The sequence below is a fragment of the Pseudomonas fluorescens genome (genome assembly GCF_902497745.1).
Taxonomy (GTDB): domain Bacteria; phylum Pseudomonadota; class Gammaproteobacteria; order Pseudomonadales; family Pseudomonadaceae; genus Aquipseudomonas; species Aquipseudomonas fluorescens_BM.
Genome location: NZ_CABVHJ010000022.1, coordinates 56240 through 69797, shown reverse-complemented (window position 1 = coordinate 69797; position 13558 = coordinate 56240). Strand labels below are relative to the sequence as shown.

Below are 13558 nucleotides of genomic sequence, written 5' to 3'. Positions count from 1 at the left end.
GGTGCGCCGATAGACCGCCGCGCTCAACTCGATGGAAGCTGCGGAGGTGCTGCCAGCTGGATTTCCTGGATGGTTTCGATCTGCTCGTGGGCGACGTGCACGCCGGTGAGTTCGCCGATCAATCGCCAGTGTTCGTCGAGCCCGGCGCTAATCGTTGCCATGCGATCGATCATGTGGCGGCCGGCACTCTTGACGACTTCGTCTTCGCTGCGCAGCAGTTCGAACGACATTGAGGTCACCGACGCGGTGAGATGGGTCAGAGAGCGAGCCGTGTGGCCCAGCAATTCCATTAACAGTTTTTCTTTCGATTCCATGCGGAGGCTTCCTGCGTCGCTCGAAACTTATTTATAACCCAGCACTTTGCTTTAGCAAATGTTTCAGCTCGAGCATCCGACCAAGTGGTGGCATGGCGCCACGATCGTAAACCGACCCAAGCGACCCGATCCCCCGCCACGCCGCATTGCCAAGCCCTGCGAGGCCAGTGTACAAAGAGGCTCGCTGCTGTGCTGAGCCCGGCTTCAAATACTCGACTGCAACGCCAGTGCGTCCTCCGAATCCCACAAAAACCGTAGCCTATTGGAAAAACGCGACATTTAGTGTCAATATCGCGCCTTCCCCTATTTCGTCGCCCCGTGCGGCTTACGCCGCAGGTCTCGCCCGTTGTTCCGTTAAACAAGGCTTTGAGCATCTGCGGTTTGTAGCAAAAAGGTAGTCAATGATGAGCGCAAGGCACTTTCTCTCCCTGATGGATTGCACGCCCGAAGAGCTGGTCAGCGTGATCCGTCGAGGCGTTGAGCTCAAGGACCTGCGTAACCGCGGCGTACTGTTCGAGCCTCTGAAAAACCGTGTACTGGGCATGATCTTCGAGAAGTCCTCGACCCGTACCCGTATCTCCTTCGAGGCCGGCATGATCCAGCTCGGCGGCCAGGCGATCTTCCTCTCGCCGCGTGACACCCAACTGGGTCGTGGCGAGCCGATCGGCGACTGCGCCATTGTCATGTCGAGCATGCTCGATGCGGTGATGATCCGTACCTTTGCCCACAGCACCCTGACCGAATTCGCCGCCAACTCGCGCGTGCCAGTGATAAACGGCCTGTCCGATGACCTGCACCCGTGCCAGTTGCTGGCCGACATGCAGACATTCCTTGAACACCGTGGCTCGATCCAGGGTAAAACCGTGGCCTGGATCGGCGACGGCAACAACATGTGCAACAGCTATATAGAAGCAGCGATGCAGTTCGACTTCCAGTTGCGCATCGCCTGCCCGGCAGGCTACGAGCCCAATCCTGAATTCGTCGCCAAGGCCGGCGATCGCGTGACCATCGTTCGCGATCCGCAAGACGCCGTGCGTGGCGCGCATCTGGTGAGCACCGACGTCTGGACTTCGATGGGTCAGGAAGAGGAAACTGCCAAGCGCCTCAAGCTGTTCGCCCCGTTCCAGGTCAACCGTGCTTTGCTCGACCTCGCTGCCGAGGACGTGCTGTTCATGCACTGCTTGCCTGCGCACCGTGGCGAAGAAATCAGCCTCGACCTGCTCGATGACCCGCGCTCCGTCGCCTGGGATCAGGCAGAAAACCGTCTCCACGCACAGAAGGCCCTGCTCGAGTTCCTCGTTGAACCGGCATATCACCACGCATGAGCCATGAATTACTGCTGAACCTGCGCAACCTCGCTTGCGGCTACCAAGATCAACGTGTGGTGCAGAACCTCAATCTGCACCTCAACGCCGGTGACATCGGTTGCCTGCTCGGTTCGTCCGGCTGTGGCAAGACCACCACCCTGCGCGCCATCGCCGGTTTCGAACCGGTGCACGAAGGTGAGATCACTCTCGGTGGTGAGACCATTTCCAGCGCCGGTTTCACCCTCGCCCCGGAGAAACGCCGGATCGGCATGGTGTTCCAGGACTACGCGCTGTTTCCCCACCTGAGCGTCGCCGACAACATCGCCTTCGGCATTCGCAAGCATCCGAACAAGGAACGCGTGACCGAAGAGTTGCTCGAACTGGTCAACCTGAAGAACCTCGGCAAGCGCTTCCCGCATGAGTTGTCCGGCGGCCAGCAACAGCGAGTTGCCCTCGCCCGTGCCTTGGCGCCGGAGCCGCAATTACTGCTGCTCGACGAACCGTTCTCCAACCTCGACGGCGAACTGCGGCGCAAGCTCAGTCATGAAGTGCGCGACATTCTCAAGGCCCGTGGCACCAGCGCAATTCTGGTGACCCACGATCAGGAAGAAGCCTTCGCCGTCAGCGACCACGTTGGCGTGTTCAAGGAAGGTCGACTGGAGCAGTGGGACACGCCGTACAACCTCTATCACGAACCGGCAACGCCGTACGTGGCCAGCTTCATCGGTCAGGGTTACTTCATTCGCGGCCAGTTGGGCAGCCCGGAATCGGTGCAGACTGAACTGGGTGAGCTGCGCGGCAATCGGGCTTATACCTGGCCGATTGGCGGGGCTGTGGATGTGCTGCTGCGCCCGGATGACATTGTTTATGCGCCGGACAGTGGGTTGAAAGCGCGGATTGTCGGCAAGACGTTCCTTGGGGCGTCGACGCTGTATCGTCTGCAATTGCCGACGGGGGCGCAGCTGGAATCGATTTTCCCTAGTCATGCGGATCATCAGGTTGGGGCTGAGGTGGGGATTCGCGTAGCTGCTGAACATCTGGTGTTGTTCCAGGCATCGGGCAGTACCGCCGCACAAATCCCGGCAGTGGAAAACGGCGTCCGCCGCTACAACACCGCCCTCTGATCCAACCCGGATCAAAACTGTGGGAGCGAGCCTGCTCGCGAATGCGATGTATCAGTCACAGATGATTTGACTGACCGACCGTATTCGCGAGCAGGCTCGCTCCCACAGGTGTTTTTGGGCTAACCCAACAACAATGTACCGCTGGCAACCAGCGTCGCATTGCCACCAATCTTCACTCGCTCGCCTTCCAGCCGACAAAACAACTCCCCGCCCCGTGCCGAGCGCTGGCAAGCGGTCAGGCTCGATTTGCCCAGACGCTTGGACCAATACGGGATCAGGCTGCAATGCGTCGACCCGGTCACCGGATCCTCATTGATGCCAATCGCCGACGCAAAATAGCGCGAGACGAAGTCGTGCTGATTACCCCGCGCCGTAACGATAGCGCCCAGCCAGGGCAGCTTGGCCAACGCCACCATGTCCGGCGTGCAATCGAGCACGGCCTGCTCCGATTCCAGTACCACAAACAGTTCGTTGGAGCCGAGCACATCAACCGCTTCGACACCCAGCGCCCGCTCAACGTCGACAGTTACACCAATCTCAGACGGCATGATCGACGGGAAATCCAGCCACAACCGATCACCTTCCCGCGTGACGCTCAGCGGACCGGATTTACAGGTAAAGTCGATACGCCCGGCGCTTTCCTTGTAAATTTCGAACAGTACATAAGCGCTCGCCAGCGTGGCGTGGCCGCACAGTGGCACTTCAGTAGTCGGGGTGAACCAGCGGATATGCCAGGCCGACCCCTCACGCACCAGAAACGCAGTTTCCGCCAGATTGTGCTCGGCGGCGATCTTCTGCATCAGCTCATCCGCAAGCCAGGCATCCAGCCGATAGACCATCGCCGGATTGCCACTGAATGGTCGATCACTGAACGCATCGACCTGATGGAACTCGAGCTGCATAACCTTCTCCCTAAGTCAGTCGGCAGAGCATGCAGCCACGAGGCGATCGACGCCAGTGACAGAACCGGCCAATTTTCTGCATACAGCGATAACGGTCACGTGCGGCCGATATCGGCAAATTTCGCCTGGGTATGTTCGGCGAGCACGGCGGGTGCCAGTTCCACCTCCAGGCCTCGCCGACCGGCGCTGACATAAATAGTCGCAAAACCCTGAGCCGAGTTATCAATGAAGGTACGCAGGCGCTTCTTCTGCCCCAACGGGCTGATGCCACCCAACAGATAACCGGTGGAGCGTTGTGCGGCGGCAGGGTCAGCCATCTCGGCTTTTTTTACCCCCGCGGCATGGGCCAGACCTTTGAGGTCAAGGCTTCCGACGACCGGCACCACCGCCACCAGCAACTCGCCTTTTTCGCTGGCCGCCAACAAGGTTTTAAACACCTGCGCTGGCTCCAGCGCCAATTTTTCTGCGGCCTCCAGCCCGTAGGATGCGGCCTTGGGGTCATGTTCGTAACTGTGCACGCGATGTTCGGCACGAACTTTTTTCAACAAGTCCAACGCAGGGGTCATGGCAGCTCCAGGCTCGGCAGTGACAGAAAAATGCTGCATCCGATTCTAGGTGATCAGCCTCTAAAAGGCTCTATCCCAAGCCACGATTCCCGTGGCTTGCAGACATTCTGCTGACACCATCGCGCGCGGACGACACAGGATCATTCACCCAACGAATAGTTTTATTGTGACCGACGGTTCACTTTCGACCTTTGACAGGTTTGTTTCTTGTCTATATTTTTTCGAATCTGAATAATGTAAGAATTATCGTCATCGCAGCACCCAGCAGTAAACCGGAACGGAATGGGGATTCCCACCCGGTGAAAATCGCGCCCTGCCCTATCGGCGAGACGCCAGACAACAACAAAAACCGAGGTTTTCAATGACAACTGCTTTACAGCAACCATCGCTATCGAGCCAATGCATGGCCGAGTTTCTGGGTACTGCACTGCTGATCTTTTTCGGCACTGGCTGTGTCGCCGCGCTCAAAGTCGCGGGCGCCAGCTTCGGCCTGTGGGAAATCAGCATCATCTGGGGCGTCGGTGTGAGCATGGCGATTTACCTCACCGCTGGCGTGTCCGGCGCGCACCTGAACCCGGCCGTCAGCATCGCGCTGGCGATTTTTGCCGACTTCGAAAAGCGCAAACTGCCCTTCTACATTCTTTCGCAGATCGCCGGCGCCTTCTGCGGCGCGCTATTGGTTTACACGCTGTACAGCAACCTGTTCTTCGATTACGAACAAACTCACCAAATGGTTCGCGGCTCGGCGGCCAGCCTTGAGTTGGCCTCGGTGTTTTCGACCTTCCCGAACCCGGCGCTGTCCACCGCCCAGGCATTCCTGGTCGAGATGATCATCACGGCGATCCTGATGGGCGTGATCATGTCCCTGACCGATGACAACAACGGCCTGCCGAAAGGCCCGCTGGCACCGCTGCTGATCGGCTTGCTGATTGCCGTTATCGGCAGTTCGATGGGGCCGTTGACCGGTTTCGCGATGAACCCGGCGCGTGACTTCGGTCCGAAACTGATGACTTTCTTCGCCGGCTGGGGTGAAATTTCCTTCACTGGCGGCCGTGATATTCCGTATTTCCTGATTCCGATTTTTGCACCGATTGTCGGTGCCTGCCTCGGCGCTGCCGGGTATCGCGGGCTCATCGCCCGTCACCTGACCGGCGCCACACCTGCTACAAAGGATGCAGAACCGGCCATTGACGGCAAACCAAGAACTTCTTGAAACAGTCGGCGCCGGCTCCTGCCCTATAGAGCCTGCGCCACGGCCCACTCTCCCTTATTTCGTCCAAGGCAATCGACATGACCGACATTCAGAATAAGAACTACATCATTGCCCTCGATCAGGGTACGACCAGCTCCCGCGCGATCATTTTCGACCGCGATGCGAACGTGGTATGCACCGCGCAGCGCGAATTCGCCCAGCATTACCCACAGGCCGGTTGGGTCGAACATGACCCGATGGAAATCTTCGCCACCCAGAGCGCGGTGATGGTTGAAGCGCTGGCCCAGGCCGGTCTGCACCACGATCAGGTTGCTGCCATCGGCATCACCAACCAGCGCGAAACCACTGTGGTCTGGGACAAGACCACCGGCCGCCCGGTGTACAACGCTATTGTCTGGCAGTGCCGCCGCAGCACCGAGATCTGCCAGCAGCTCAAGCGCGATGGCCACGAAGAGTACATCCGCGACAACACCGGTCTGGTCACCGACCCGTACTTCTCCGGCACCAAACTGAAGTGGATCCTCGACAACGTCGAAGGCAGCCGCGAGCGTGCGCGTAACGGTGAATTGCTGTTCGGCACCGTCGATAGCTGGCTGATCTGGAAATTCACTGGCGGCAAGGTGCACGTCACCGACTACACCAACGCCTCGCGCACCATGCTCTTCAACATCCATTCGCTGGAGTGGGATTCGAAGATGCTGGAGATCCTCGACATCCCGCGCGAGATGCTCCCGGAAGTGAAGGCTTCTTCGGAAATCTACGGTCGCACCAAGAGCGGCATCGCCATCGGCGGTATCGCCGGCGACCAGCAAGCGGCACTGTTCGGCCAGATGTGCGTCGAGCCGGGCCAGGCGAAAAATACCTACGGCACCGGCTGCTTCCTGCTGATGAACACCGGCGACAAAGCGGTGAAATCCCAGCACGGCATGCTCACCACCATTGCTTGCGGCCCGCGTGGCGAAGTTGCTTACGCACTGGAAGGTGCGGTGTTCAACGGCGGTTCCACCGTGCAGTGGCTGCGTGATGAATTGAAAATCATCAACGACGCCCACGACACCGAATACTTCGCCAATAAAGTGAAGGACAGCAACGGTGTGTACCTGGTGCCGGCCTTTACCGGTCTGGGAGCTCCGTACTGGGACCCGTATGCCCGTGGCGCGCTGTTCGGCCTGACGCGCGGTGTTCGCGTCGATCACATCATCCGCGCCGCACTTGAATCGATCGCCTACCAGACCCGCGACGTGCTCGACGCCATGCAACAGGACTCCGGCGAACGCCTGAAGGCCCTGCGTGTGGATGGCGGCGCGGTGGCGAACAACTTCCTCATGCAGTTCCAGGCCGACATCCTCGGCACGCAGGTCGAGCGTCCGCAAATGCGCGAAACCACGGCACTCGGCGCGGCGTACCTGGCCGGTCTGGCGTGCGGTTTCTGGGGCAGCCTGGAAGAACTGCGCGGCAAAGCGGTGATCGAGCGCGAGTTCGAACCGAGCCTGGACGAAGTCGAGAAAGAGAAGCTGTACAAAGGCTGGAAAAAAGCCGTCAGCCGTACCCGTGACTGGGCGCGTGAAGACGCTGAATAAGCCAACCTTCACAGACTGATAGGCAACTAACTGGTCGGGAGGAGATTCCTGCGGCATCATGGGCAAATTTTGCACGGCAGCCCAAAGGAAGCCCCATGAATCTGCCTCCCCGTCAGCAGCAAATCCTCGAGCTGGTCCGCGAACGCGGCTATGTGAGCATCGAGGAAATGGCCACGCTGTTCGTTGTAACCCCGCAAACCATCCGCCGCGACATCAATCAGCTCGCGGAAGCCAATCTGCTGCGTCGCTACCATGGTGGTGCCGCCTATGATTCCAGTGTCGAAAACACCGCCTATGCGATGCGCGCCGACCAGATGCGCGATGAAAAACAACGCATCGGTGAAGCCATCGCTGCACAGATTCCCGATCATGCTTCGCTGTTCATCAATATCGGCACGACCACCGAGTCGATTGCCCGCGCCCTGCTCAATCACAATCACCTGAAAATCATCACCAACAACCTGCACGTGGCGTCGATGCTCAGTGCCAAGGATGATTTCGATGTGTTGCTGACTGGCGGCAATGTGCGTCGTGACGGCGGTGTTGTCGGCCAGGCGAGCGTGGATTTCATCAATCAGTTCAAGGTTGATTTCGCCCTGGTCGGGATCAGCGGGATTGATGAAGACGGCAGTTTGCTCGACTTTGATTATCAGGAAGTGCGGGTGTCGCAGGCGATCATTGCCAATGCACGGCAGGTGATTCTGGCGGCGGATTCGAGCAAGTTCGGGCGTAACGCGATGATCCGGTTGGGGCCGATCAGTCTGATTGATTGCCTGGTGACCGATCAGCAACCGGTGCCGGCGCTGGCGCAGTTGTTGAGTCAGCACAAGATTCGCTTAGAGGTCGTTTAACTACCCTTCTCTTCATTGTCTGTACTGACGCCTTCGTCGGATCGCCGCCCGGAGCAGGCTCGCTCCCACAGAGATACGAGCCAATCACAAGATTTGTGAGTCTTCCACCCACTGTGGGAGCGAGCCTGCTCCGGGCGGCGATCCGACGAAAACAATCGATCAAACAACACGTCTTCTGCGCCCTTGCGCGCATTTAATGTTCGAAAATTTTCTTTTAGCCGCCCTTCGATGAGTTTTTTCAATCGAACGTGACTGGCTGCGCGCGTCTTTATGGGCTACCATTTTCGCAAATGAACATTCATGTTCGATTTCCAATATAGAAAATCAAAAGAACCCGAGGCCAGCCGATGTCCACCTCTACCTTGCGTACGCCCCCAATCTCCGAGATCTACGACATCGCCGTTATCGGCGGCGGGATCAATGGCGTGGGGATCGCAGCGGATGCCGCCGGTCGCGGGCTTTCGGTGTTCCTTTGCGAAAAGGACGATCTGGCCAGCCACACCTCGTCGGCCAGCAGCAAGCTGATCCACGGTGGCCTGCGCTACCTCGAACATTACGAGTTCCGTCTGGTACGTGAAGCGCTGGCCGAGCGTGAAGTGCTGCTGGCCAAGGCGCCGCACATCGTCAAGCCGATGCGCTTCGTGTTGCCACACCGTCCGCACCTGCGCCCGGCATGGATGATCCGGGCTGGCCTGTTCCTCTATGACAACCTCGGCAAGCGCGAAAAACTGCCAGGTTCGAAAAGCCTCAAGTTTGGTGCCGACAGCGCGCTGAAAAGCGAAATCAAGAAAGGCTTCGAATACTCCGACTGCTGGGTCGACGACGCCCGCCTCGTGGTACTCAACGCCATGGCCGCCCGCGAAAAAGGTGCCCACGTGCACACTCAGACCCGTTGCGTCAGCGCCCGTCGTGCCAAAGGCCTGTGGCACCTGAACCTGGAACGTGCCGACGGCAGCCTGTTTGCGATCACCGCCAAAGCACTGGTGAACGCCGCTGGCCCATGGGTTGCCAAGTTCATCCGTGACGACCTGAAGATGGAATCGCCGTATGGCATCCGTTTGATTCAGGGCAGCCACATCATCGTGCCGAAACTGTACGAAGGTGATCACGCGCACATTCTGCAAAACGAAGATCAGCGCATCGTTTTCACCATTCCGTACCTCAACCACTTCACCCTGATCGGCACCACCGACCGTGAGTACACAGGTGATCCGGCGAAAGTGGCCATCACCGACGGCGAAACCGATTACCTGTTGAAAGTGGTCAACGCCCACTTCAAGAAGCAAATCAGCCGTGACGACATCCAGCACAGCTACTCGGGCGTACGCCCGTTGTGCAACGACGAATCCGACAACCCCTCGGCCGTCACCCGCGATTACACCCTGGCCTTGTCCGGCAACACTGAAGAAGCACCACTGTTGTCGGTGTTCGGCGGCAAGCTGACCACCTACCGCAAACTCGCTGAGTCGGCGATGGCGCAGTTGCTGCCATTCTTCACCCAGATGCGCCCGAGCTGGACGGCCACCGCCACCCTGCCCGGCGGCGAAGACATGACCACCCCGCAAGCCTTGAGCGCGCTGATCCGCGACAAGTTCGACTTCGTGCCGACCGAGATCGCTCGTCGCTGGTCCACCACTTACGGCAGCCGTACCTGGCGCATGCTCGAAGGCGTGGAAAGCCTCGCCGACATGGGCGAACACATTGGCGGCGGGCTCTACACCCGTGAAGTCGATTACCTGTGCAGCGAAGAGTGGGCGACCACGGCGCACGACATTCTGTGGCGTCGTAGCAAGCTGGGGCTGTTCACTACCCCGGTTGAGCAGGAAAAACTGGCGGCGTATCTGGGTAAGGTTGAGCAGAACCGTAGCAAGATTGAAGCGGCGTGATGTGAACATCGCTTAAACGAAAGCCCCTGAATTGAGAGATTCAGGGGCTTTTTGTTTTGTGGGTTCTGTTGAACCTGATTGTGTCAGTTAGATCTTTTCCCCCTCACCCCAGCCCTCTCCCCCAGGGGGTAGAGGGGAAAGGGAGCCGATCGGGGGCCTCTTCAAATTCTGAGTTCGACTCGGTATCTCACGTCGGCGTAACTCGACCATCCACCGCGCTCAGTCCCCTCTCCCTCTGGGAGAGGGTTAGGGTGAGGGGCTTTTCGCCGTTCGGATTTCCGAACGCGACTTCCCGGTCGATTCGGTAAACCGGATCAGTTACGCCCAAAAAAACCATCACAAAACTTTAATAACGTTATAAATCATAAACTTAGCTACATGAGACGGCTCTGGCACGACTCATGCTCTACACTCTCTCGACGAATGCCTGCTGTGCCAACACTTCAGGAGCCGTCAGGCATTCGAAGCACAAAAGGGCCGACGAACTGGCTCCATAAAAAAAACAATTCGAGGAAAATTTGATGCGCATCGTTCCCCATATCCTGGGCGCAGCCATTGCGGCCGCTCTGATCAGCACGCCAGTTTTCGCCGCCGAACTCACCGGCACCCTGAAGAAAATCAACGATTCGGGCACCATCACGCTCGCTCACCGCGACAGCTCCATTCCGTTTTCCTACATTGCCGATGCTTCCGGCAAACCAGTGGGCTACTCCCACGACATTCAGGTGGCCATCGTTGAAGCCCTGAAAAAAGACCTGAACAAGCCCGACCTGCAGGTCAAGTACAACCTGGTCACCTCGCAAACCCGTATCCCGCTGATCCAGAACGGCACTGCGGATATCGAGTGCGGCTCGACCACCAACAACGCCGAACGCGCCCAGCAAGTCGACTTCACCGTCAACATCTTCGAAATCGGCACCCGTCTGCTGGTCAAGAAAGACAAGGATGGCAAGCCGTCCTACGCTGACTTTGCCGACCTGAAAGGCAAAAACGTCGTGACCACCGCCGGCACCACGTCCGAGCGCATCATCAAAGCGATGAACGCCGACAAGCAGATGGGCATGAACATCATCTCCGCCAAAGACCACGGCGAATCCTTCAACATGCTGGAAAGCGGCCGCGCCGTAGCCTTCATGATGGACGACGCCCTGCTGGCCGGCGAAGAAGCCAAGGCCAAGAAGCCGGCCGACTGGATCATCACCGGTACGCCACAGTCCTTCGAAGCCTACGCATGCATGGTTCGTAAAGACGACCCAGCCTTCAAGAAGGCTGTCGATGACGCCATCGTTTCGCTGTACAAGTCCGGCGAGATCAACAAGATCTACAGCAAGTGGTTCGAGAGCCCGATTCCTCCAAAAGGCCTGAACCTGAACTTCCCGATGAGCGACAAGGTAAAAGATCTGATCGCCAACCCGAGCGACAAGCCGGCGCCTGACGTAAAAATCTGATTACTGACTAACCTTATCTCCTGAGGGAGCCACCCTCCCTCAGGCGTCTGTTACTACCTGCTGGCTATACAGTGGAACACTCGACCTGGCGGTTTTCGAGCCGATCGCGTGTGCCTGACGTTCAACGTCGGGCGGGAAAGGATTTTCCCCAAGCGGGTGCTTGTACATCGATCGATCTCGAGGGGAGACCCTAATGAATTACAACTGGGACTGGGGCGTGTTCTTCAAGTCCACCGGCGTTGGCAGCGAGACTTATCTCGACTGGTATGTCGCCGGTTTGGGCTGGACCATTGCCATCGCCATCGTGGCGTGGATTATCGCCTTGCTGCTGGGCTCCATTCTGGGGGTCATGCGCACGGTGCCGAACCGCATCGTATCGGGCATCGCCACCTGCTACGTCGAGCTGTTCCGTAACGTGCCGCTGCTGGTTCAGCTGTTCATCTGGTACTTCCTGGTACCCGACCTGCTGCCGCAAAACCTGCAGGACTGGTACAAACAGGACCTCAACCCGACCACCTCGGCTTACCTGAGCGTTGTCGTGTGCCTGGGTCTGTTCACCGCCGCCCGTGTTTGCGAGCAAGTGCGTACCGGTATCCAGGCGCTGCCGCGCGGCCAGGAATCCGCCGCCCGCGCCATGGGCTTCAAGCTGCCGCAGATCTACTGGAACGTGCTGCTGCCCCAGGCCTACCGGATCATCATTCCGCCGCTCACCTCGGAATTCCTCAACGTCTTCAAGAACTCCTCCGTGGCGTCCTTGATCGGCCTGATGGAACTGCTGGCGCAAACCAAACAGACCGCTGAGTTCTCGGCCAACCTGTTTGAAGCCTTCACCCTGGCCACGTTGATCTACTTCACCCTGAACATGAGCCTGATGTTGCTGATGCGCATGGTCGAGAAGAAAGTCGCGGTGCCCGGCCTGATCTCCGTGGGGGGTAAATAATGGACTTCGATTTCAGCGGCATCATCCCCGCTATCCCGGGCCTGTGGAACGGCATGGTCATGACCTTGCAGTTGATGGTCATGGGCGTGGTCGGCGGCATCGTGCTGGGGACGATCCTCGCGCTGATGCGCCTGTCGTCGAGCAAACTGCTGTCGCGGGTGGCCGGCGCCTATGTGAACTACTTCCGTTCGATCCCGCTGCTGCTGGTGATCACCTGGTTCTATCTGGCGGTGCCGTTCGTGCTGCGCTGGATTACCGGCGAAGACACCCCGATCGGCGCGTTCACCTCCTGCGTCGTGGCGTTCATGATGTTCGAAGCCGCGTACTTCTGCGAAATCGTCCGGGCCGGTGTGCAGTCGATCCCCAAAGGCCAGATGGCCGCCGCGCAGGCGATGGGCATGACCTACGGCCAGACCATGCGTCTGATCATCCTGCCCCAGGCGTTCCGCAAGATGACCCCGTTGCTGCTGCAACAGTCGATCATCCTGTTCCAGGACACTTCGCTGGTCTACACCGTGGGCCTGGTGGACTTCCTCAACTCCGCCCGCTCCAGCGGCGACATCATCGGTCGTTCCAACGAGTTCCTGATCTTCGCCGGTGTCGTCTACTTCATCATCAGCTTTTCCGCCTCGCTGCTGGTCAAGCGTCTGCAAAAAAGGTTTGCCGTATGATCTCTATCAAGAACATCAACAAGTGGTATGGCGACTTCCAGGTGCTGACTGATTGCAGCACCGAGGTCAAAAAAGGCGAAGTGATCGTGGTCTGCGGCCCGTCGGGTTCCGGCAAATCGACCCTGATCAAATGCGTCAACGCGCTGGAGCCGTTCCAGAAAGGCGACATCGTCGTCGACGGCACCTCGATTGCCGACTCCAAGACCAACCTGCCGAAACTGCGTTCGCGCGTGGGCATGGTGTTCCAGCATTTCGAACTGTTCCCGCACCTGACCATCACCGAAAACCTGACCATCGCGCAGATCAAGGTGTTGGGCCGCAGCAAGGAAGAGGCGACCAGGAAAGGTCTGCAATTGCTTGAGCGCGTCGGTCTGTCGGCCCATGCCCACAAACATCCGGGGCAATTGTCCGGTGGTCAGCAACAGCGTGTGGCGATTGCCCGTGCGCTGGCGATGGACCCGATCGTCATGCTGTTCGACGAACCGACCTCGGCGCTCGACCCGGAGATGGTCAACGAAGTGCTCGACGTGATGGTGCAACTGGCCCACGAAGGCATGACCATGATGTGCGTGACCCACGAAATGGGCTTCGCCCGTAAAGTGGCGGATCGAGTGATTTTCATGGACGCCGGCAAGATCATCGAAGACTGCCCGAAAGAGGAATTCTTCGGCGACATCAGTGCTCGCTCGGAACGCGCGCAACACTTCCTCGAGAAAATCCTGCAGCACTAAAAGCAAACCCGCCTCCCCCTGTAGG

Annotated in this window: 13 protein-coding genes; 10 read left to right on the top strand and 3 right to left on the bottom strand. The window is 58.6% G+C overall.

Annotated features, from left to right (window positions below):
• Positions 1–23: 23 nt before the first annotated feature.
• The gene (locus tag F8N44_RS26275; protein WP_007916677.1) at positions 24–314 is read right to left on the bottom strand and encodes a hypothetical protein; all 291 of its coding nucleotides are present in this window, start codon (positions 312–314) and stop codon (positions 24–26) included.
• Between the two features lie 404 nt (positions 315–718).
• Between F8N44_RS26275 and argF the strand changes: the two genes are divergently transcribed.
• Both argF and F8N44_RS26265 read left to right on the top strand, forming a co-directional pair.
• Positions 719–1639 carry an ornithine carbamoyltransferase gene (argF, locus tag F8N44_RS26270; RefSeq protein WP_150652356.1) on the top strand — a complete coding sequence of 307 codons (921 nt, stop codon included), beginning with the start codon at positions 719–721 and terminating at the stop codon, positions 1637–1639.
• The gene (locus tag F8N44_RS26265) at positions 1636–2745 is read left to right on the top strand and encodes an ABC transporter ATP-binding protein (RefSeq protein WP_150652355.1); all 1110 of its coding nucleotides are present in this window, start codon (positions 1636–1638) and stop codon (positions 2743–2745) included. Before argF ends, F8N44_RS26265 begins: the two co-directional genes overlap by 4 nt.
• A gap of 119 nt (positions 2746–2864) precedes the next feature.
• On the opposite strand, the gene F8N44_RS26260 is transcribed toward F8N44_RS26265, so the two are convergent.
• Both F8N44_RS26260 and ybaK read right to left on the bottom strand, forming a co-directional pair.
• Complete coding sequence (locus F8N44_RS26260) at positions 2865–3647, bottom strand: PhzF family phenazine biosynthesis protein (RefSeq protein ID WP_150652354.1); 783 nt, start codon at positions 3645–3647, stop codon at positions 2865–2867.
• Positions 3648–3742: 95 nt separating this feature from the next.
• Positions 3743–4213 (bottom strand): Cys-tRNA(Pro) deacylase, encoded by a 471-nt coding sequence (ybaK, locus tag F8N44_RS26255; protein ID WP_150652353.1) that lies wholly within the window; start codon positions 4211–4213, stop codon positions 3743–3745.
• 361 nt (positions 4214–4574) lie between these two features.
• Between ybaK and F8N44_RS26250 the strand changes: the two genes are divergently transcribed.
• The 8 genes from F8N44_RS26250 to F8N44_RS26215 all read left to right on the top strand — a co-directional run bounded on the left by F8N44_RS26250 (position 4575) and on the right by F8N44_RS26215 (position 13533).
• A complete protein-coding gene (locus F8N44_RS26250; RefSeq protein WP_150652352.1) occupies positions 4575–5426 on the top strand; it encodes an MIP/aquaporin family protein in 852 nt (283 codons plus the stop codon).
• Positions 5427–5503: 77 nt separating this feature from the next.
• Positions 5504–7006 carry a glycerol kinase GlpK gene (gene glpK / locus F8N44_RS26245; RefSeq protein WP_007916698.1) on the top strand — a complete coding sequence of 501 codons (1503 nt, stop codon included), beginning with the start codon at positions 5504–5506 and terminating at the stop codon, positions 7004–7006.
• Positions 7007–7101: 95 nt separating this feature from the next.
• Positions 7102–7857: a DeoR/GlpR family transcriptional regulator gene (locus tag F8N44_RS26240; RefSeq protein ID WP_007916700.1), complete on the top strand. Its 756-nt coding sequence runs from the start codon at positions 7102–7104 to the stop codon at positions 7855–7857.
• A gap of 347 nt (positions 7858–8204) precedes the next feature.
• Positions 8205–9743 carry a glycerol-3-phosphate dehydrogenase gene (gene glpD, locus F8N44_RS26235; RefSeq protein WP_150652351.1) on the top strand — a complete coding sequence of 513 codons (1539 nt, stop codon included), beginning with the start codon at positions 8205–8207 and terminating at the stop codon, positions 9741–9743.
• Between the two features lie 521 nt (positions 9744–10264).
• On the top strand, positions 10265–11191 hold the full coding sequence (locus tag F8N44_RS26230) for a glutamate/aspartate ABC transporter substrate-binding protein (protein ID WP_150652350.1): 927 nt from the start codon (positions 10265–10267) through the stop codon (positions 11189–11191).
• 193 nt (positions 11192–11384) lie between these two features.
• A complete protein-coding gene (locus tag F8N44_RS26225) occupies positions 11385–12131 on the top strand; it encodes an amino acid ABC transporter permease (RefSeq protein WP_150652349.1) in 747 nt (248 codons plus the stop codon).
• The gene (locus F8N44_RS26220; protein ID WP_003227756.1) at positions 12131–12802 is read left to right on the top strand and encodes an amino acid ABC transporter permease; all 672 of its coding nucleotides are present in this window, start codon (positions 12131–12133) and stop codon (positions 12800–12802) included. Before F8N44_RS26225 ends, F8N44_RS26220 begins: the two co-directional genes overlap by 1 nt.
• Positions 12799–13533, top strand: a complete 735-nt coding sequence (locus F8N44_RS26215) for an amino acid ABC transporter ATP-binding protein (protein WP_025112392.1) — start codon at positions 12799–12801, stop codon at positions 13531–13533. Before F8N44_RS26220 ends, F8N44_RS26215 begins: the two co-directional genes overlap by 4 nt.
• Positions 13534–13558 lie beyond the last annotated feature (25 nt).